Below are 21,388 nucleotides of genomic sequence, written 5' to 3' on the forward strand. Positions count from 1 at the left end.
GATAGCCGGCCTTTTTCCAGCGGATACAAGCTGTTACTGTACCCGGCCGAAAAGACCGAAAGCGCCATGGATCGCATTCACTGTTTGATGCGACCCATCCTATTACTGCTGAGCTGCCTGGGACTGAGCTTTCCGTCGTTCGCCACCATCAGCGAAAGCCACGGTTACGCGCAGTTTGGCACTCTTAAATATGCTGAAGACTTTACTCATTTCGACTGGGTGAACCCCGATGCGCCCAAGGGTGGCCGCGTGCGACTGATGGCGTCCGGCACTTTCGACACGCTCAACCCCTACACTTTCAAGGGAACCAGCCCAACCGCAACGCCTGGCTTTTTTCAGTACGGCATCTCTGAACTGAACGAACCGCTGATGGTTGGCACCGGTGTTTACGACCCATCCGGCGACGAACCCGCTTCCGCCTACGGGCTTATCGCCGAGACCATCGAATACAGCGATAATCATAGCTGGGTGGTTTTCAACCTGCGCGACTCGGCTCGATTTCATGACGGGCAGCCGATCACGGCCTACGACGTAGCCTTTTCCTATCGCTTGCTCATCAAGGATGGCCATCCTCGCTACCGCACCGATCTGCAGGGTGTCGAGCGCGTCGACATACTTAACCGTCAACGGATTCGTTTCGTTTTCGACAAACCTGATCAGCCCTTGCTGATCATGCGTCTCGGTGAACTGCCGGTACTGCCTCAACACTACTGGAAAGACCGCGATTTCCGAGCCACCACGTTTGAGCCTCCACTGGGCAGTGGCCCGTACCGAATCAGTGATGTTCAGCCAGGTCGCCGAGTCACCTTCGAGCGAGTGAAGACATGGTGGGGAGCGGACCTGCCAGCCAATCGCGGCAAGTACAACTTTAGCCAGGTCGACGTCGAGTTCTATCGCGATACCACGGTTGCCTTCGAAGCATTCAAGGTCGGCGAATTCGATTTTTATATCGAGCATCAGGCAAAAAACTGGGCCAACGGCTATCAGTTTCCGGCGGTTCTGCGCGGCGATGTCATTCGCGCAGAGATTCCGCACGAGATTCCCACCCAGACCCAGGCACTGTTCATGAACGCGCGCCGCTCGGCCTTTGCTGATATTCGGGTACGCCAGGCGCTGGGCTTGCTGTTCGATTTCGAGTGGACCAACCGCGCCCTGTTCTATGGTGCCTACCAGCGCAGCGAAAGCTACTATCCGAACAGCGAATTTTCCGCGACCGGGACGCCGGAAGGCGGGGAGTGGCTGCTGCTGTCACCGTTTCGAGAGCAACTCCCGGCGCAGCTCTTCACGGAGCCATTCAAACTACCGAAAACCGACGGGCGAGGGATTCCTCGCGATACGTTGCGCAAGGCCCTGGCTCTTCTCAAGGATGCTGGCTGGAAGCTCACCCCTGAAGGTCTTCGCAACAAGGCCGGGCGTACTTTCAGATTCGAAATCCTGCTCGTCAATCCTGGCCTCGAGCGGATACTTCAGCCCTATGTCGAAAATCTTTCACGGATTGGCATATCAGCCCGTTTGCGCACTGTCGACGGCGCGCAGTACAAACAACGGCTTGACCAATACGATTACGACATGATTTTGACGACACTGGGGCAGAGCCTCAGCCCGGGACTGGAGCAGTGGCTGTATTTCCATTCCAGCCAGGTGGATGTAAAAGGCGGTCGCAACTATGCCGGTATCGCCAACCCGATCGTCGACACGCTGATCGAGAAGCTGCTTGCGGCCAAGACGCGCGAAGAGCAGATTGCCGCCGCGCGCGCCATCGACCGCGTTCTGCTGTGGAATCACTACACCATCCCCAACTGGTACATCAGTTACCACCGTCTGGCATACCGCAATCGGTTCGCCCACATCACCACACCGCCCTACACCCTGGGGTTGCGAGCGTGGTGGTTGAAGGACCTGGAGAAGGCTCAATGACAAGCAACACACGACGGTTGTTTCTACAAGCGGGCACGTTCGCCCTCCTCCTGCTCACAGGCCTGGCCGAAGCGGCACCGCAACATGCACTGACGCTATACGATGAGCAGCCCAAGTATCCGTCTGGCTTTTCGCATTTCGACTACGTCAACCCCGATGCGCCCAAAGGCGGCACACTGCGCCAGGCAGGCTTCGGCAGCTTTGACTCGCTCAACCCCTTTATCAACAAAGGGGTAGCCGCCGACGACATCGGCCTCGTATATGACACCCTGACAACCAACAGCCTGGACGAGCCTTTCACGGTCTACGGCCTGCTGGCAGAAAAGATCGAGAAGGGACCTGACAACAAATGGGTACGCTTCTACCTGCGCCCAGAGGCGCGGTTTCATGACGGCGAGCCGGTAGAAGCTGAGGATGTTGTGTTCACCTTCGAAACGCTGATCAGCAAGGGCGCGCCGCATTACCGTGGGTACTACGCTGATGTCGAAAAAGTCGTGATCGAAAGTCCGCGCCGCGTCCGATTTGATTTCAAGCACGCCGGCAACCGCGAGCTACCACTCATTCTCGGACAACTGCCCGTCCTGCCCAAGCACTGGTGGAAAAGCAGGGACTTTGCCACTGGCAGCATGGAAGCCCCCCTGGGCAGCGGCCCCTATCGCATCGAACGTGCAGAAGCGGGGCGCTCAGTTCGTTATGCCCGCGTCGAACATTACTGGGGCAAGGACCTGGCGGTAAATCGAGGTTTCTATAACTTCGATCACGTCAACGTCGATTACTACCGCGACAACACCGTGGCGCTCCAGGCTTTCAAGGCGGGACACTTTGATTATTGGCTGGAAACCAGCGCGAAAAACTGGGCCACTGCCTATGATATTGCCGCCGTCAAAGATGGACGGATCCTCAAAGAGGAAATTGCCAACCACAATCCGCAAGGCATGCAGGGGTTTATCTTCAACATCCGTAGGGGCCGGCTGCAAGATGCCCGTGTCCGCGAAGCCCTCGCGTTGCTCTTCGACTTCGAGTGGACAAACCGTCAGCTCTTCAACGGCGCCTACACACGCACCACCAGCTATTTCGATAACTCCGAGCTCGCCGCCTCGGGCCTGCCCAGCCAGCAGGAGCTGAATATTCTCGAACCGTTGCGCGGCAAGATCCCCGATCAGGTTTTCGAAACACCTTTCGAACTTCCACAGACCAATGCCGATGGCATCATTCGGGCGCAGCAGCGCCGGGCCTACGAGCTGCTGACCGCAGCGGGCTGGAAGATTGAAAACGACCAGATGGTCGACGCCGAGGGCAAGCCGGTCAAACTCGAGTTTCTCTTGGTGCAAGCCGACTTCGAGCGCGTGCTGCTGCCCTACAAGCGAAACCTTGCCAGCCTGGGTATCGAATTGGAGCTCCGCCGCGTCGACGTATCGCAATACATAAATCGATTACGTTCGCGCGACTATGACATGATTGTCAGCGGCTTTGGCCAGTCCAGCTCTCCAGGCAATGAGCAGCGTGAGTACTGGCACTCGGCGAGCGCCGACAATCCGGGAAGCCGCAACTACATCGGACTGAAGGACCCCGCCATCGATGTGTTGGTAGAAAAGCTGATTGCCGCGGACTCACGGGAAGAGCTGATTACACGCACTCGCGCGCTCGATCGTGTGTTGCTCTCAGGCCACTACGTGATTCCCAACTGGCATATCAAAACCTGGCGCGTCGCATACTGGAGTCATCTGGCCCATCCCGAGATTACGCCCCGTTACGATGTCGGCCTGATGACCTGGTGGAACAAGCCAGATGTAAGCCAACCTGAGCCGAAACAGATAGATGACGAGTCGGCGACTGAAACAGAGACCAGTAAACTCAGTGTGACGGAGCAATAAGCATGCTCGCGTATGTATTCCGGCGCCTGTTGCTCATCATCCCCACTCTGTTCGGCATCCTGCTGATCAATTTCATCATCATTCAGGCCGCGCCCGGCGGGCCTGTAGAACAGGCGATCGCCAAGCTGGAGGGCTTCGACGGCGCAACGAGCCGGATTGCCGGCGGCGGATCAGAAGTCGCTACTGGCAGCAACAGCTACCGGGGCGGGCAAGGTCTGGACCCCGATTTAATTGCTGAAATCGAACGTCTGTACGGCTTCGACAAACCGGCGCCGGAACGCTTCTGGATCATGCTCAGCAACTACCTGCGGCTGGATTTCGGCGAAAGCTTTTTCCGCGATGCCAGCGTGACTGATCTGATTATCGAAAAGATGCCGGTGTCGATCTCGCTGGGGTTATGGAGCACGCTCATCATGTACCTGGCGTCGATTCCTTTGGGGATCGCCAAGGCAACCCGGCATGGCAGTGCGTTCGACGTCTGGACCAGTTCGGCGATCATCATCGGCTATGCGATTCCGGCGTTTCTGTTCGCCATTCTGCTGATCGTGCTGTTCGCGGGTGGCAGTTACTGGAACTGGTTTCCGCTGCGGGGACTCACTTCGGGAAACTTCGATGAATTGTCGCTCACGGGCAAGATCATCGATTATTTCTGGCACCTTGCGCTTCCCGTTACTGCATTGGTGATCGGCAATTTCGCGACGCTCACTCTGCTGACGAAAAACAGTTTTCTCGACGAGATCAACAAGCAGTACGTGATCACAGCGCGCGCCAAAGGCCTGAGCAAAAATCGCGTGCTGTACGGGCATGTGTTCCGCAACGCAATGCTGATCATCATAGCCGGCTTCCCATCGGCCTTCATCGGCATGTTTTTTACAGGTTCGTTGCTGATCGAAGTGATTTTCTCGCTCGACGGCCTTGGCCTGCTCAGTTTCGAGGCTGCCATCAATCGTGACTATCCCGTCGTGTTCGGCACCCTCTTTCTCTTCACCTTGCTTGGACTGGTGGTCAAGCTGATCGGCGACCTGACCTACACGTTTGTCGACCCGCGAATCGACTTCGAAAGCAGGGAGGCCTGACATATGAAGCTGTCGCCGCTGAACCAGCGCCGCTTCGCCCTGTTCAAGGCTCACAAGCGCGGCTGGTGGTCGCTGTGGGTGTTTCTGGCCTTGTTCATCCTTAGCCTCGGCGCCGAACTGATTGCCAACGACAAGCCAATCCTGGTCCGTTTCGATGGCGACTGGTATGTCCCGGTGTTCAAACGTTATCCAGAGACTGTCTTCGGCGGCGAGTTTCCCCTGCAGGCAAACTACAAAGGTCCCTACATTCAGGAACTGATCGAGAAGAAGGACGGCTGGATGATCTGGCCACCGATTCCTTTTCATCACTCCAGTATCAACTACGACCTGCAGGTACCTGCGCCCGCTCCGCCATCCTGGGAAAACTGGCTGGGTACCGATGACCAAGGGCGCGACGTGCTTGCGAGAGTCATCTACGGGTTCCGGATTTCGGTGTTGTTTGCGTTGACCCTGACCTTGATCAGCTCGGTTATCGGTGTAATTGCCGGCGCTCTGCAAGGATTCTACGGCGGTTGGGTCGACCTTGTTGGTCAGCGCGTGCTGGAAATATGGTCCGGCCTGCCGGTGCTCTATCTGCTGATTATTCTCGCCAGCTTTGTGCAGCCCAACTTCTGGTGGCTGCTCGGCATCATGCTGCTATTTTCCTGGATGAGCCTGGTCGATGTCGTTCGGGCGGAGTTCCTGCGCGGCCGTAACCTCGAGTACGTGCGAGCTGCGCGCGCATTGGGCATGCGCAACGGCGCGATTATGTTCCGCCACATCCTACCCAACGCCATGGTGTCGACCATGACCTTCATGCCATTCATCCTCACCGGAGCGATAGGCACATTGACGGCCTTGGACTTTCTCGGCTTTGGCCTACCGCCCGGCGCACCTTCGCTGGGCGAACTTGTGGCACAAGGCAAGGCGAACCTGCAGGCGCCGTGGCTGGGAATCAGCGCATTCATGGTCCTGGCGATCATGCTGACCCTGCTGGTATTTATCGGCGAGGCTGCTCGCGACGCTTTCGACCCAAGGAAATAGCATGTCCGAGAACCTTATCGAGGTCCGCGATCTGGCGGTCGAGTTCGTCACCAATGGCCAGACCCAGCGCGTAGTAACGGGCGTGAGCTTCGATATCCGCAAGGGCCAGACGTTGGCACTGGTTGGTGAGAGCGGTTCGGGCAAGTCCGTCACAGCGCACTCAATCCTGCGTCTGCTGCCCTACCCCCTCGCGCAGCACCCGGCGGGCGAAATTCGCTATGCAGGCGAGGATTTACTCCAGGCGTCCGAGAAACGCATGCGCGGTATACGCGGAGACCGGATAGCCATGGTGTTTCAGGAGCCGATGACCTCGCTCAACCCGCTGCATACCATCGGCAAGCAGATCAACGAAGTGCTGCAGATCCACAAGGGCCTCAACGGTAAGGCCGCCACCGCGCGCACCCTCGAATTGCTTGAGCTGGTTGGGATACCCGAGCCCACCAAGCGGATCCGGGCCTATCCTCATGAACTCTCCGGCGGTCAGCGCCAGCGGGTGGTAATCGCCATGGCGCTGGCGAACGAACCCGAGCTGCTGATTGCCGACGAACCGACAACGGCGCTGGACGTAACAGTGCAGTTGAAAATACTCGAGCTGCTCAAGGAGCTCCAAGCCCGCCTGGGCATGGCCCTGCTGCTGATCAGCCACGACCTGAACCTCGTCCGCCGAATCGCTCACCATGTATGTGTCATGAAGAGTGGTTCTGTCGTCGAACAAGCACCTTGCGAGGAATTGTTCCGATCACCGCAGCATCCCTATACACGGGAACTGCTTGGGGCAGAGCCTAGCGGCGGGCCGGTACCGGTTGAGGCGTCTTCGCCGACACTGCTAGAAGTGAATGATCTGCGGGTCTGGTTTCCTATCAAGAAGGGACTTTTCAGACACACCGTCGACCATATCAAGGCAGTCGACGGCGTCACGTTCAACCTGCCAAAAGGTCAGACGCTGGGCATTGTCGGTGAAAGCGGCTCGGGAAAATCGACGCTGGGTTTGGCCATTCTGCGTCTGATTTCGAGCAGCGGCGGAATCCGTTTTCACAACCAGGCGCTTGAGACCATGTCGCAACGGGCGGTGCGTCCATTGCGTCGGCAAATGCAAGTCGTTTTTCAGGATCCTTTCGGCAGCCTGAGCCCCCGTATGTCGGTGGGGCAGATCATCGGAGAAGGGCTTAGTATCCATGGCATGGGCTCCGCGAAGGAACAAGCACAAGCAATCATCGATGCGCTGGTCGAGGTTGGGCTCGACCCGGATAGCCGGCACCGCTATCCCCACGAGTTTTCCGGAGGCCAGCGGCAGCGAATCGCCATAGCCCGGGCGCTGGTCCTCAAGCCTGATCTGATTCTGCTTGATGAACCGACCTCGGCACTGGATCGAACTGTACAGCGGCAAGTAGTGGAGCTACTGCGCTCACTCCAGGCCAAGTACAACCTGACCTACCTGTTCATCAGCCATGACCTGGCGGTGGTTCGGGCGTTGAGCCATCAGATGATGGTGGTCAAGCAAGGCAAAGTCGTAGAACAAGGAATGGCGGAGGCTATCTTCGCCGCTCCGCAACATCCATACACACAGCAGTTGCTGGAATCGGCCTTCATGATCCCAGCCACTGATGAACAACCAGAAGAGGGAAAAGCACATGGGTTTTCTTACCGGTAAGCGCATATTGATCGTCGGCGTCGCCAGCAAATTGTCGATTGCCTCCGGGATCGCCGCGGCCATGCACCGTGAAGGCGCCGAACTGGCTTTCACCTATCAGAACGAGAAGCTCAAGGGCCGCGTCGAGGAGTTCGCCGCAGGTTGGGGCTCGGGCCCTGAGCTGTGCTTCCCCTGCGACGTCGCCAGCGACGACGAGATCGTCAAGGTTTTCGAGGCGCTCGGCAAGAAGTGGGACGGTTTGGACGGTATCGTCCACTCGGTAGGTTTCGCCCCGGGTGATCAACTCGACGGCGACTTCACTGAAGTTACCACCCGTGAAGGCTTCCGCATCGCTCATGACATCAGCGCATACAGCCTCGTTGCGCTGGCCAAGGCCGGGCGCCCGATGATGAAGGGCCGTAATGGAAGCATCCTGACGCTTTCCTATCTCGGTGCTGAGCGCACCATGCCCAACTACAACGTTATGGGTATGGCCAAGGCCAGTCTCGAGGCAGGCGTTCGCTATCTCGCCGGCAGCCTGGGCGCTGAGGGTACTCGCGTCAACGCGGTGTCTGCTGGCCCTATCCGTACGCTGGCAGCCTCCGGGATCAAGAGCTTCCGCAAGATGCTGGCGGCCAACGAGAAGCAAACGCCGCTGCGCCGCAATGTGACCATTGACGAGGTCGGCAATGCTGGCGCCTTCCTTTGCTCAGATCTGGCATCCGGTATCAGCGGCGAGATTCTCTACGTCGATGGCGGCTTTAACACTACCGCGATGGGTGCGATAGAAGACTGATTCGCCAGTAAAGAAAAAACCCGCACATGAGGCGGGTTTTTTTTGCGCTAGAGCAGATCGGTCAAAAGGTCTCGATCTCAGCGTTTTCATGCAGCATCTGGCGGTAGGCAGCAAAATCCTGCTGACCACTGCGTGAAGCCAGGAAGCGACGATAGTTCTGCTTATCTTCCGCCGATAGATCGGCTTTTGGCTCACTTACGCCGCTTAGGCGAACCACGACGAAATCGCCGTCGGCCAGACGAACACTGCCGTAACTCGGCTTGTCACTAGTCTCCGGCTTCGGCATCCGAAACACTTGTTGTAGCACCGCCGGTTCAACCCCTTCCTGATTGCGCGAGGCGGCCTCGATCGGCTGCCACTGCTGTTCGATCTGCCCGCCATCACGCAGCGTAGCGATCAGCTGCGTGCCTGCTTCCAGCGCTTGCTCTGCCGCTTTGCTGCCCTTGAGCTGAGCAACGATGTCGCCCTTCACCGTATCGAAAGGCAACACTTCAGGTTGTAGGTGCTCTTTCACGCGTACCGCAACGACGGTGTCCGGATCCAGTTCGATTACGCTGCTATTAGCGCCATCGACCAGAACCTCGTCACTGAACGCAGCCTGGATAACCTGCCGATTCGATGCGACGCCAGCCCCACCCTCACGTCCGAATGCCTCGGTCGTTTGCACTGACAGACCCAGCTCCTGTGCCGGCTGAAGAAGGTCGGATGACTCGAATGCGGTGTCCTCAAGCTGCTTGCTGGCTTCGACAAAACGCTGCTCGACCTGTTGCGCCTTGAGTTCGCGCACCAGCTCCGGTTTCAGGCTCTCCATGGTCGGGATCTCTGGCGACTGCACGTCGAGCAGCTTGATCAGATGCCAGCCGAAGTCGGAGCGAACCGGTGCAGAGACCTGACCCTCGTCCAGGGCGTACAGCGCCTCCTCAAATGCCGGGTCATAAACGCCCGGACCGGCAAAGCCGAGATCGCCGCCTTCGTTCGCCGAACCTGGATCTTGGGAAAGCTCCTTGGCCAACGCCGAGAAATCCTCGCCAGAGGCCAAACGCTTGGCGACCTCGTCGATCTTTTCCTTGGCAGCTGCATCGTCGCTACCGTCGGTTTCGATCAGAATATGCGCCGCACGACGTTGCTCTGCCAGAGCAGCGATGCGCTGCTGATACAAGTCCTGCAGCTCCTCCTCCGAGACCTCGACCTGATCAAAGAAGGACTCCTTTTTCAGCTCGACATACTCGACGATAACTTGCTCGGGCGAACGAAAGCGGTCCGTATTTTTTTCGTAATATTCGCGCGCCTCGTCATCGCTCACGTCAACCGCGGCCGTTTCAGCCGGCACGGTAACAGTTGCGAAATCACGCGTCTGCTGTTCCAACCGAGCAAATGCTTCGATCTGCTCATCCGTGACGAAACCTGAACCGGATATGCCTGCACGGAGTTGGCCGATCAACATTTCCTGTTTCAACAGCTCGCGGAACTGCAGCCGGGTATAGCCCATTTGCTGAATTACCTGATCGAACCGCGCAGCATTAAACGCACCGTCCACTGCAAATTCAGGCGTCTGCAGGATCAGTTGATCAAGCGCTGCTTCGGAAAACGCGAAATCTGCAGCACGGGCCCCTTGCAGCAACAGCGCTCGGTCAATGAGCGCACGCAGCGATGATTCACGTACCAGCTTGTCGTCCAGCATTGATGGGTCGAAGTTTCCTCCGAGCTGCTGAGCCAGTTGCCGACGTTGCATGTTCATAGCCTGGTTGAGCTCATCCAGTGATATCTCTTCACCGTTGACCTCTGCGGCATTGCGGCTGCTGCTGGCATTGAAGATGGCGTCGAAGCCAGTCAACGCCAACAGCACCACGATGATGCCGATGATGGTTTTGGCAATCCAGCCTTGTGAATTGTCCCTGATATTCTGAAGCATGCGTCCCCCAGGAGTCAGCTGCGCAGTCAACGCTGCAGCGCGGGAATCCGGATAAAAAGAAAGGCGCATCCAGGGATGCGCCTTCTCGGAGCTTTTGGAGCAGCTGGGCCTAATCCCCCAAGCCCGAACGCAACAAGCAATGCCTGTTCGAATAACCGCCCCAAGCTAGGGCCAGCGGTAGCTGACAGCCGGCCGGATCGAAGACGCTTAGTTAACGGCGTCTTTCAGGGCCTTGCCGGCCTTGAAGCCAGGGATCTTGGCTGCCGCGATGTCGATCGGCTTGCCAGTCTGAGGATTGCGGCCAGTGCGCGCAGCACGTTCCTTGACAGCGAAAGTACCGAAACCAACCAGCACCACGGAATCACCAGCCTTCAGAGCACCTGTGACGGATTCAATAACTGCATCCAGCGCGCGGCCGGCAACAGCTTTCGGGATATCAGCAGATGCGGCGATAGCATCGATCAGTTCCGACTTGTTCACTCTAAGTCCCCTTATTTCTGTTGAGTCGTATCTATAATTTTTAGGTGTAAGCAAAGCGGTGCCGAAACAGCAATGCACAAAAAGGCCGGCTTATATCAAGGCCGCCGAAAATGTGTCAACAAAGCCTCTCGGACTAATGCGTGCTGATTCGCTCCTTGGAATCAGACTCGCGCTTGTCATCCTTTGCAACGATATCGGGAGCCGCATCAGGCAAGGGCTCCGGCGCGTATTGCAGCGCAATTTGGAGGACTTCGTCAATCCACTTGACCGGTTTAATCTGCAGGTCCTGCTTAATATTGTCAGGAATCTCTTTCAGATCACGCTGATTCTCTTCAGGAATGATCACCGTTTTGATACCGCCCCGGTGTGCCGCGAGCAATTTCTCTTTTAAGCCACCAATAGCGAGGACCTGGCCGCGTAGGGTGATCTCCCCGGTCATGGCGACTTCGGCCCGAACCGGAATCTGTGTCAGCGCCGAGACCAACGCGGTACACATACCGATACCTGCGCTAGGCCCATCTTTCGGTGTAGCACCTTCAGGGACATGGATATGAATGTCCTGTTTTTCGTGGAAATCGACAGCAATACCAAGGCTCTTCGCACGACTACGCACTACCGTGAGCGCTGCTGTAATGGACTCACCCATCACATCACCCAGCGACCCGGTCTTGGTCAACCGTCCCTTGCCGGGCACCACTGCCGCTTCGATGGTAAGGAGTTCACCGCCCACCTGAGTCCATGCCAAGCCAGTGACCTGGCCAACCTGGTCTTGCTGTTCGGCAAGCCCGTAGCGGAACTTGCGAACGCCCAAGAAATGTTCGAGCGATTCGGCTGTCACACTGACTTCGAAACGCTTTTCTGCCGCATGCTCCTTCACCACCTTGCGGCATACCTTGGCTATCTGACGCTCCAGTCCGCGAACGCCGGCTTCCCTGGTGTAATAACGAATGATGTCGCGAATGGCTTCATCATCGAACAGCAATTCGGTCTTTTTCAGACCATTGGCCTGAACCTGCTTCGGGACCAGATAGCGGATGGCGATATTGATTTTCTCGTCTTCCGTATAACCCGGGAGACGAATGATCTCCATGCGGTCGAGCAGCGGCGCTGGAATATTCATGGAGTTGGCAGTGCATAGGAACATTACGTCAGACAGGTCGTAGTCAACCTCAAGATAGTGATCGTTGAAGTTGTGGTTCTGCTCAGGATCAAGCACTTCCAACAGAGCTGACGCAGGATCTCCACGCATGTCGTTGCCCATCTTGTCGATCTCGTCGAGCAAGAACAGCGGATTGCGCACACCGACTTTGCTCATCTTCTGGATCAACCGACCGGGCATGGAACCGATGTAGGTACGACGATGCCCTCGGATCTCGGCCTCGTCCCGCACGCCACCCAGCGCCATGCGTACGAACTTGCGATTCGTCGAGCGTGCGATTGACTCGGCGAGCGACGTCTTGCCCACGCCTGGCGGGCCGACCAGGCACAAGACTGGACCTTTCAACTTCTTTACTCGTTTTTGCACAGCGAGGTATTCAAGAATCCGATCCTTGACCTCTTCGAGGCCGTAGTGATCGGTGTCCAGCACCTCCTCAGCCTTGGCGAGATCGAGGCGAACCTTGCTAGCCGCTTTCCACGGCACGTTGACCAGCCAATCGATGTAGGTCCGCACCACGGTCGCTTCCGCCGACATAGGCGACATCTGCTTGAGCTTGTTCAGCTCGGTGGTCGCTTTGGTATAGGCGTCTTTGCTCAGCCCAGCATTCTCGATGCGCTTCTTGAGGTCATCGATTTCGTTATGGCCTTCATCGATGTCGCCCAGCTCTTTCTGAATGGCCTTCATCTGCTCATTCAAATAGTACTCGCGCTGGCTGCGCTCCATCTGCTTCTTGACCCGGCCACGGATACGCTTCTCGACCTGCAAAAGATCGATTTCGGCATCAAGCAACGACAACACATGTTCGACGCGAGCCGGCAGATCGGTGATTTCGAGAATTGCCTGCTTTTGCTCGATCTTGAGCGCCATATGCGCGGCCATGGTGTCAACCAGACGCGCCGGCTCGTCGATGCTTGCAAGCGAGGAAAGCACCTCGGAAGGCACCTTTTTACCCAATTGAACATACTGCTCGAACTGGCTCAGAAGACTACGGGTAAAGACCTCCGCTTCACGCTCTTCGATCTCCGATTCGTCGATCAGCGCGACCTCGGCTCGACAATGGTCCTCGACGTCAAAGAAACGGTCGATAACCCCGCGCTGCTCTCCCTCGACAAGCACCTTGACGGTGCCATCCGGCAGCTTCAGCAGTTGCAGCACTGTCGCGACCGTCCCCACACGATACAGACCGTCTTCGCTCGGGTCGTCATCGGCTGGGTTCTTCTGGGCCAAAAGCAATATCTGCTTATCGCCGGCCATTGCGGATTCTAGGGCCTCGATGGATTTTTCCCGCCCAACGAACAGCGGAATCACCATGTGCGGGTAGACCACTACGTCGCGCAGCGGCAAAAGGGGCAATTCGATGGTTGTCTTCATAAATTCAGCTCTACGACGGCCATACGGCGGTAAACGGGAAATTCATACCCTTGGCAATCAAGATGAGGGCGCGCGATGTAAAAAACAAGGAGATGAAGAAAAGCAAAGGGGCCCGGAGGCCCCTTGTTCTGTCACGCGTCAGGCGCGGCCCTGGCAGGCGGTTCGCTGTTCTCGTAAATAAGCAGCGGCTGAGAAGTACCTTCGATAACGCTCTCGTCGATGACTACCTTGCTGACGTCCTTCTGGGAAGGTATCTCATACATGGTGTCCAACAATACGCCTTCGAGAATCGAACGCAGCCCTCGAGCACCGGTCTTGCGCTCCAGCGCGCGAGTTGCGACTGCTTTCAATGCATCGGTACGGAACTCCAGATCGACACCTTCCAGTTCGAAAAGCTTGCTGTATTGCTTGGTCAGCGCGTTCTTCGGCTCAGTGAGGATCTGGATGAGCGCCGCTTCGTCGAGCTCATCAAGGGTTGCGATTACAGGCAAACGACCGACGAATTCGGGGATTAGACCGAATTTGACAAGATCATCCGGCTCAACCGAACGCAGCGACTCGCCAATCTTCTTGCCTGGCTCGGTGCTGCGAACCTCGGCGCTGAAGCCTATCCCACCTTTGGTTGCGCGACCCTGAATGACTTTTTCAAGCCCGGCAAACGCACCACCGCAAATAAACAGAATGTTCCGCGTATCTACCTGGAGGAATTCCTGTTGAGGATGCTTACGCCCGCCTTGCGGTGGCACAGAGGCAACCGTGCCTTCGATGAGTTTCAACAACGCCTGCTGCACACCTTCACCGGACACGTCACGCGTGATCGACGGATTGTCAGACTTTCGCGAAATCTTATCGATCTCGTCGATATAGACGATGCCCATCTGGGCTTTTTCTACATCGTAATCGCACTTCTGCAGTAGCTTCTGAATGATGTTCTCAACGTCCTCGCCCACATAGCCGGCTTCTGTCAGCGTGGTCGCGTCAGCGATGGTGAAAGGAACATTCAGCAGCCTGGCCAGCGTCTCAGCAAGCAACGTCTTGCCTGAACCGGTCGGTCCGATAAGCAGTATGTTGCTCTTGCCCAGCTCGACTTCTTCCTTCTTGTCGCGCTGATTGAGTCGCTTGTAATGGTTGTACACAGCCACAGCCAAGATCTTCTTTGCGCGCTCCTGACCGATCACGTACTGGTCGAGGATGCCGCTGATTTCCTTGGGAGCAGGCAGCTTTTGCGAGGTGCTCTCGGCCTGTGCCTCTTGCACCTCCTCGCGGATGATGTCATTGCACAGGTCGACGCACTCGTCGCAGATAAAAACCGAGGGCCCGGCAATCAACTTGCGTACTTCATGCTGGCTTTTGCCGCAGAAAGAGCAATAGAGCAGCTTGCCGGAATCCTCGCCGTTGCGGGTGTCAGTCATTCGATCGATCCAATCGGGGAAGGCTTGTAATACAAGATGAAGGCAAATGCAGGCATTTTCAAGGGCGCGCAAAGCGCACATGACGGATGCCCGCTAATTGCGCCCTCCAGACCAGCGTTAGACCGGCAGCTGCCGCTTTTCGTGAACTGCATCGACAACCCCGTACTCCAGCGCTCGCGTGGCACTCATGAAGTAGTCACGGTTGGTGTCGCGTTCAATCGTTTCCAGATCCTGCCCGGTATGGTGGGCCAGCAACTGGTTCAGCCGCTCACGGATGAAGAGGATTTCGCGAGCATGGATATCGATATCCGATGCCTGCCCCTGAAACCCCCCCAATGGCTGATGGATCATTACGCGGGCATTCGGAAGGCAGAAACGCTTGCCTTTAGCTCCGCCAGCGAGCAGGAACGCGCCCATGCTGCACGCTTGACCGATGCAGGTGGTAGAAACGTCTGCCTTGATGAACTGCATGGTGTCGTAGATAGCCATACCGGCAGTCACCGACCCGCCCGGGGAATTGATGTACAGGTGAATATCTTTCTCGGGGTTTTCCGCCTCGAGGAACAGCATCTGCGCGACAATCAGATTGGCCATGTAGTCTTCAACCTGGCCAACCATGAAAATCACCCGCTCCTTAAGGAGTCGGGAATAGATATCATACGCCCGCTCGCCACGGGCGGATTGCTCGATGACCATCGGCACAAGGCCGCCTGCGGCCTGAATGTCTGGTGCTTGCATAAACGGATTGCCGGACATGTCCAACGATACTCCCTATGTAACGCCGCAAAGACATAAGCCAGCTCGAGGCTGGCTTATGAAAGTGCATTAAACGGTTGAAGAGACTCAGGCAGCTTGCGGGGCTTCCGCAGGCTTCACTGCTTCTTCGTAGGAGACCGATTTGTCGGTCACTTTAGCCTGCTGCAGGACAGTATCTACAACTTGTTCTTCGAGCACAACCGAGCGAACTTCGTTCAACTGCTCGTCGTTCTTGTAGTACCAGGACACGACCTGTTCCGGCTCTTGGTAAGCGGAAGCCATTTCCTCGATCAGCTCGCGAACGCGCGCATCATCTGGCTTGAGCTCGTATTGCTTGACCACTTCGGCAACGATCAGACCCAGCACGACGCGACGGTTGGCCTGCTCTTCGAACAACTCAGCCGGCAGCTGATCAGGCTTGATATTGCCGCCAAACTGCTGAACGGCCTGAACGCGCAGGCGGTTCACTTCGTTGTCAATCAGAGCCTTTGGTACGTCGATCGGGTTGGCGCTAACCAGACCTTCCATGACCTGGTTCTTGACCTTGGTCTTGATAGCCTGGCGCAGCTCGCGCTCCATGTTCTTTTTGACTTCAGCACGGAAGCCTTCGAGGCCGCCTTCCTGCACGCCGAACTGAGCAAAGAACTCATCGTTCAGTTCTGGCAGTTGTGGAGCCTCTACAGCGTTTACAGTAACGGTGAACTCGGCAGTTTTGCCTGCCAGATCGAGGTTCTGGTAGTCCTCGGGGAATGTCGGGTTGATGACCCGCTCTTCACCAGCCTTGGCGCCAACCAGTGCGGACTCGAAGCCAGGAATCATGCGACCGGAACCCAGAACCAGTTGCGTACCCTGCGCGGATCCGCCAGGGAAGGCTTCACCGTCTATCTTACCGACGAAATCGATGTTCAGCTGATCGCCGTCTTCAGCGACACGATCAACTTTTTCAAAACGAGTGTTCTGCTTGCGCAGGATTTCCAGCATGTTGTCGACGTCAGCATCGGCCACGTCAGCCTGCAGGCGCTCAACTTCGATGCCGTCCAAACCGGCTACTTTGAATTCCGGAAATACCTCGAACGTCGCGATGTACTCCAGATCCTTGCCCTTTTCGAATACCTTCGGCTCGACCGCCGGCGCGCCGGCCGGGTTCAGCTTCTCGGCAACGACGGCTTCATAGAAGGTAGCCTGAATCAGGTCGCCCAATGCTTCCTGGCGTGCAGCCGCCTCATAACGCTGACGAATGACGCTCATCGGCACCTTACCGGGACGGAAGCCTGCGATTTTTGCACGGCTGGCGGTCTGTTGCAGACGCTTGTTGACTTCGGTCTCGATGCGCTCGACCGGCACGCCAATGGTCATGCGGCGCTCAAGAGCGGAGGTGCTTTCAACAGAAACTTGCATGGATTTTCCTCGTTGCACAGACATAAGCCGGCATTCCGGCCCCAGAATGGGCAAGCATTCTAGTGGCTCGTATCGGAGAAGTCACCCTACCTATCAGGCCGCAACCAAACAGAACGGCGTGAGTTCGTTTTGTTTACCTGCGTCTGCCGATGTTCGCAAAGCCGTTGCTGATGGTTCACCAACGGGCTATGCATCACATGGCTACACGGCCGAGATGACCAAGCGAGTACGTGGCATCGATGCAGCACGCCTACTGAACCTTATACGCGGCGCTTGTCGGTGCAGCTCTCACTTGAGTGGTCTATGTTTTGAATAGCAGTGTGACCGATCCCGAGCATGAGGATGAGACGAACCATGACTGATGATCTGGGAAAACTGGTGTTAAGGGTTTCGTTGGGTGTGCTGATTCTTTTGCATGGGCTCTTCAAGCTGCAGAACGGCATCGACGGGATTATCGGCATGCTAGCTAGCCATGGTCTGCCCGCTCTTTTGGCTTACGGCGTATATATATAGGCGAAGTGGTCGGGCCGGCATTGGTCATTGTTGGCGTGTTTACTCGGGTTGGCGCATTACTCATCGCAGTCAACATGCTCGCCGCCTTTGGACTGGTCCACCTGCAAGAGCTGTTCTCGCTCGGCCAGATGGGTGGCTGGGCGCTTGAGCTGCAAGGCATGTTTCTGTTTGGCTCAATTGCGGTCGCTCTGCTGGGTGCTGGCAGATTCAGTGTCGGCGGGACCGGGGGACGATATAACTGATAAGTGTGCTTCGCAAACCGCCCCCTCGGCGACCGGAGCTAGAATGCCCAGTACTTACGCACGATAGAGCCCGCGACTGAGGGATCGCTGCGCAACGATGTTCGCTTTTGCTCGATAACAATCAATCGCATTGAATCCGGCCACATCGGCGGCGCTTTATTCAACATGCCATAAACAATGCCCGTGATAATCCGATGACCGCCTCTGTTTCGATACGTCAGCCCTGCCCTCCTGCCGCCTGCATCTGTGGGCGCGAGCAGTTGCTTGAGGCGCCCGATAACAATGATCTGCGTATTCTCCGGCTGACGCGCCAGGAGGAAAACCGGCTGATTTCCCGCCTGGAAAACCTGGAAGACATGGAAGACCTTGAGCGCATGCAGCGACGCATCTACGAGCAGCTGGGGATTCGCCTTCATATCGCACCGGGTTTCAGCGAAGTGCGCAGCATGCGGGGCATTCGCATCGACATAGAGGACTTGCCAGGATTGTGCCGCAAGACCCGGCAGTCGATTCCGGCGGCGATCCGCCGCGGCTTGGAAAAGCGCCCGGAAATCGCGTTCAGCCTGCTCAATGCACACGACCTGTTGCGCGATGCGTGAGAATCGAGCCGAACTACGACCGAAAGCGCGCCGTTGGCACTCACGGTTGCCATCTGCGATAGTTGCCCGGCCGGCCTATCGCGCTGGTCTGCTGCTAGCCCACAAGGCTGGCAGTGCTTGTGACGCCTTGCGAGTCCTGCTGCTTGCTACCCGCCCGCAGCCTGTCGCGTCCTTCGCGCAACCCGCGCGTTTCGATGGCTCACCCGCCATCGCTAAGCCGATCGCTGCTGCCAGTGCTCGGCCGTTCGCCCATAACAACCAAAACACCAATCCGAACAAGGACGCCCCATGAAACTGACCCGTTGCTTGACCGCACTGGCTGCCGCTGCTGCGCTCTCCGCCACCTTTGCCGCTTCGGCCCGTGAATACTCCGTTTCCACTGTGCTTTCCGATGCCTTCCCCTGGGGTCAGGCCGCGCAGAAGTGGGCAGACCTGGTTGAGGAGCGTTCGAATGGCGAAATTACTTTACGCGTGTACCCCAACGCTCAACTGGTCGCTGGCGACCAGACCAAGGAATTCTCTGCGATGCGGTCCGGATTGATCGACATGGCCGTCGGATCGACTATCAACTGGTCGCCACAAGTTCCGGAGCTCAACCTCTTTTCCCTGCCCTTCCTGATGGCAAACAGCGCCGACCTCGACGCCATCACGCAGGGGCAGGCGGGCGAGCAAGCATTCGCCGCTATCGAAAAACGCGGCATTGTCCCGCTGGCCTGGGGTGAAAACGGTTTCCGTGAGATATCCAACTCGGTCAAGCCTGTGAAGACGCCTGCCGACCTGAAAGGTCTGAAGATCCGTGTAGTCGGTTCGCCCCTGTTTCAGGACACCTTCACCGCACTGGGCGCCAACCCGACCCAAATGAGCTGGGCCGACGCCAAACCGGCGTTAACTACCGGTGCAGTTGATGGCCAGGAGAACCCGCTGTCGGTGTTCGACGTGGCACGAGTCGATCAGGTCGGGCAGAAATACCTGACGCTCTGGCATTACATGGCTGACCCGCTGATTTTCGCGGTCAACCAGCGGATCTGGAAAGAGCTGCCAGAAGCCGACCGCGAGCTACTGCGCCAGGCCGCCATCGACGCGGGCAAATGGGAGATCGAGTTGTCGCGCAACGGCGAGGCCAAACGCCTGGAAGACATCCGCGCTCGCGGCGTCGAGGTCACTGAACTGAGCGAGGCCGAGCAGCAGGCGTTCGCCGATGCGACTCGCAGCGTGCAGGAGAAGTGGACGTCGAAGATCGGCGTCGATCTGGTCGAGGCAGCCCGCGCGGCCGTAGCAAAGTAAAAACCGTTTTACCCGGCGGCGCGATGCCGTCGGGATTCGAGGAAACCCATGAACAATCGACAGGACGCGCGCCTTGAGCGCGTGTTGGCTACCCTGGCGCTGGTAATCATCAGCCTGATCAGCCTGGCCAATGTGATGGTGCGCTACTTCACCGATGCATCATTCGCCTTTACCGAAGAAATCTCCGTTTTTCTCCTTGTGATTCTCACCTTCGCCGGCGCATCGGTGGCCATGCGCAGCAACCGTCACATCCGCATCGGATTTGCCGAGCGGATGTTTCCGCGCCTGCGTACACCGCTGATCCTGCTGCAGTGGCTGGCCAGCGTATTAGTGCTCGGCATGGTCATCTGGTACGGCGGGCAATTTGCGCTGGAGGAACGCCAATGGGAGTCCGAATCTCCCGGCCTGGGACTGCCGAACTGGTGGTATGTGGTCTGGCTGCCATTGCTGGCGTTGTTGATGGGCATACGCCTGACTCAGATGACGATCGACCGGCTGCGCGGGAGGCTCACCGATGAGCCCTGATCTATGGATGCTTGCCAGCTTCCTACTGTTGTTGCTGATCGGTGTACCAGTGGCATTTTCGCTGGCGCTGTCAGGCGCCATCGGCATCCTTGCCGGCCTATCACCGGACATGCTCGCCACGCTCGGCACCAATACCTACAACGGCGTCGCCAAATATCCCTTGATTGCCATTCCGCTGTTCATCCTCACGGGGCTGGTGTTCGAGAAATCTGGCGTGGCGCTACGCCTGGTGCGCTTCGCCCAAGCCTTGATCGGTCCGCGTCACGGCGGCCTGGCGATGGTCGCTATCCTGGTTTGTCTGATCATGGGAGGCATGAGCGGCTCCGGTCCGGCCGATGCGGCCGCAGTTGCCATGGTGATGTTGCCGAGCATGACCCGCGCCGGCTACCCCAAGCCGTTTTCGGCAACGCTGATCGCCGCATCCGCCTCGACGGCGATTCTGATCCCGCCGTCCATTGCACTGATCCTTTATTCCATCGTGGTTCCAGGCGTCGACTTGCGGGCCTTGTTTGCAGCTGGCCTGTTCCCCGGAATCATTGCCGGTCTTGTGCTGCTACTACCGGCCTGGCTGTTGGCTCGCCGCTACGGTTGGGAGAATCCGGAAGGTGCTGAGCGCCCACCGCTTGGCGAAAGCTTCCGTCAAGCATTGCCGGCACTCTTTGCTCCCGTACTGATTCTCGGCGGCCTGCGCAGCGGCCTGTTTACACCGACCGAAGCCGCGGTGGCTGGCGTGACCTATGGCGTGGTCATCGGCTTGTTCGTTACGCGCGAACTGGACTGGCGCAACCTCTGGCGACTCTGTGGCGAGGCAGCGGTCATCTCCGGCGTAGTGATGCTGATTATTGCGTTGGCCGGCATCTTCGCCTGGGCCGGCACCATGCTTGGCACCTTCCGTCACCTCGCCGAATGGCTGATCTCGTTGTCTGATAACGGCACGGTGCTGCTGATCCTGGTGATGGTTGCGGTGCTGCTGGCCGGCATGCTGCTGGACGCAATTTCCATTTATCTGATCCTGATGCCAATCCTGATTCCAGTGATGCAGCACTTCGGCTGGAACCCGGTGTGGTTCGGTATTTTGCTGGCAATGAACATTGCGATCGGCCAGTTCACCCCTCCCGTCGCGATAAACCTGATGGTTACCGCTGAGGTCGCCAAGATCCGCCTGGAGCAGACAGTTGGCTGGGCCATGCTATTCGTTCTGGTGATGGGCAGCGCGCTCATCCTGGTGGCGATTTTTCCGGAAATTGCGTTGTGGTTGCCTAGAATGCTGGGCTATGCGGTCTAGCTTCACCCGAGCTCCTGCTGGAGCTTACGGGTCAGCCGACGGAACGGCTGCGAGGACGGGCGATGTCGGCTACCGACATCGCCCGTCCTGCACGCGTGAAATAGAGCAAGTCGAGCCCTGCCCCGAAGCTTGAACT

Annotated in this window: 16 protein-coding genes and 1 pseudogene; 11 read left to right on the forward strand and 6 right to left on the reverse strand. The window is 57.5% G+C overall.

Annotated elements, in window-relative coordinates; all coding sequences use genetic code 11:
- The first annotated feature begins 87 nt into the window (after positions 1-87).
- From BUE09_RS07155 to fabI, 6 genes are read left to right on the forward strand one after another with little or no spacing between them, the layout of a single operon-like run.
- Positions 88-1,917 carry an extracellular solute-binding protein gene (locus tag BUE09_RS07155; protein WP_073300316.1) on the forward strand — a complete coding sequence of 610 codons (1,830 nt, stop codon included), beginning with the start codon at positions 88-90 and terminating at the stop codon, positions 1,915-1,917.
- Positions 1,914-3,791: an extracellular solute-binding protein gene (locus BUE09_RS07160; protein WP_073300017.1), complete on the forward strand. Its 1,878-nt coding sequence runs from the start codon at positions 1,914-1,916 to the stop codon at positions 3,789-3,791. The genes BUE09_RS07155 and BUE09_RS07160 overlap by 4 nt, the downstream gene beginning before the upstream one ends.
- Positions 3,792-3,793: 2 nt before the next feature.
- Complete coding sequence (locus tag BUE09_RS07165) at positions 3,794-4,867, forward strand: microcin C ABC transporter permease YejB (protein WP_073300019.1); 1,074 nt, start codon at positions 3,794-3,796, stop codon at positions 4,865-4,867.
- 3 nt (positions 4,868-4,870) lie between these two features.
- Positions 4,871-5,890, forward strand: coding sequence for an ABC transporter permease (locus tag BUE09_RS07170; protein WP_073300021.1), 1,020 nt, complete (start codon positions 4,871-4,873; stop codon positions 5,888-5,890).
- 1 nt (position 5,891) lies between these two features.
- Positions 5,892-7,541 carry an ABC transporter ATP-binding protein gene (locus tag BUE09_RS07175; RefSeq protein ID WP_073300023.1) on the forward strand — a complete coding sequence of 550 codons (1,650 nt, stop codon included), beginning with the start codon at positions 5,892-5,894 and terminating at the stop codon, positions 7,539-7,541.
- Complete coding sequence (gene fabI, locus BUE09_RS07180; RefSeq protein ID WP_073300024.1) at positions 7,522-8,316, forward strand: enoyl-ACP reductase FabI; 795 nt, start codon at positions 7,522-7,524, stop codon at positions 8,314-8,316. The genes BUE09_RS07175 and fabI overlap by 20 nt, the downstream gene beginning before the upstream one ends.
- A gap of 61 nt (positions 8,317-8,377) precedes the next feature.
- On the opposite strand, the gene BUE09_RS07185 is transcribed toward fabI, so the two are convergent.
- The 6 genes from BUE09_RS07185 to tig all read right to left on the reverse strand — a co-directional run bounded on the left by BUE09_RS07185 (position 8,378) and on the right by tig (position 16,804).
- Complete coding sequence (locus tag BUE09_RS07185; RefSeq protein ID WP_073300318.1) at positions 8,378-10,228, reverse strand: SurA N-terminal domain-containing protein; 1,851 nt, start codon at positions 10,226-10,228, stop codon at positions 8,378-8,380.
- 207 nt (positions 10,229-10,435) lie between these two features.
- Positions 10,436-10,708: a nucleoid-associated protein HU-beta gene (gene hupB, locus BUE09_RS07190; RefSeq protein WP_019339231.1), complete on the reverse strand. Its 273-nt coding sequence runs from the start codon at positions 10,706-10,708 to the stop codon at positions 10,436-10,438.
- A 133-nt stretch (positions 10,709-10,841) separates the two neighbouring features.
- Complete coding sequence (gene lon, locus BUE09_RS07195; protein ID WP_073300026.1) at positions 10,842-13,238, reverse strand: endopeptidase La; 2,397 nt, start codon at positions 13,236-13,238, stop codon at positions 10,842-10,844.
- Positions 13,239-13,369: 131 nt separating this feature from the next.
- Positions 13,370-14,650, reverse strand: a complete 1,281-nt coding sequence (clpX, locus tag BUE09_RS07200; protein ID WP_073300028.1) for an ATP-dependent Clp protease ATP-binding subunit ClpX — start codon at positions 14,648-14,650, stop codon at positions 13,370-13,372.
- 117 nt (positions 14,651-14,767) lie between these two features.
- The gene (gene clpP, locus BUE09_RS07205) at positions 14,768-15,406 is read right to left on the reverse strand and encodes an ATP-dependent Clp endopeptidase proteolytic subunit ClpP (protein WP_073300029.1); all 639 of its coding nucleotides are present in this window, start codon (positions 15,404-15,406) and stop codon (positions 14,768-14,770) included.
- Between the two features lie 87 nt (positions 15,407-15,493).
- Positions 15,494-16,804, reverse strand: coding sequence for a trigger factor (gene tig, locus BUE09_RS07210; RefSeq protein WP_073300031.1), 1,311 nt, complete (start codon positions 16,802-16,804; stop codon positions 15,494-15,496).
- A gap of 354 nt (positions 16,805-17,158) precedes the next feature.
- Here tig and BUE09_RS07215 point away from each other — a divergent pair.
- From BUE09_RS07215 to BUE09_RS07240, 5 genes and pseudogenes are all read left to right on the forward strand, one after another.
- A pseudogene (locus BUE09_RS07215) lies at positions 17,159-17,559 on the forward strand (DoxX family protein).
- Between the two features lie 194 nt (positions 17,560-17,753).
- Complete coding sequence (locus BUE09_RS07220; RefSeq protein WP_073300032.1) at positions 17,754-18,158, forward strand: hypothetical protein; 405 nt, start codon at positions 17,754-17,756, stop codon at positions 18,156-18,158.
- Positions 18,159-18,446: 288 nt separating this feature from the next.
- Entirely contained in the window at positions 18,447-19,442 is a 996-nt protein-coding gene (locus tag BUE09_RS07230) for a DctP family TRAP transporter solute-binding subunit (RefSeq protein ID WP_073300035.1), read from the forward strand.
- Between the two features lie 48 nt (positions 19,443-19,490).
- The gene (locus BUE09_RS07235) at positions 19,491-19,967 is read left to right on the forward strand and encodes a TRAP transporter small permease (RefSeq protein WP_073300037.1); all 477 of its coding nucleotides are present in this window, start codon (positions 19,491-19,493) and stop codon (positions 19,965-19,967) included.
- The gene (locus BUE09_RS07240) at positions 19,957-21,252 is read left to right on the forward strand and encodes a TRAP transporter large permease (RefSeq protein WP_073300039.1); all 1,296 of its coding nucleotides are present in this window, start codon (positions 19,957-19,959) and stop codon (positions 21,250-21,252) included. Before BUE09_RS07235 ends, BUE09_RS07240 begins: the two co-directional genes overlap by 11 nt.
- The last annotated feature ends 136 nt before the right edge of the window (positions 21,253-21,388 follow it).

This window comes from Stutzerimonas xanthomarina DSM 18231 (assembly GCF_900129835.1).
GTDB lineage: Bacteria > Pseudomonadota > Gammaproteobacteria > Pseudomonadales > Pseudomonadaceae > Stutzerimonas > Stutzerimonas xanthomarina.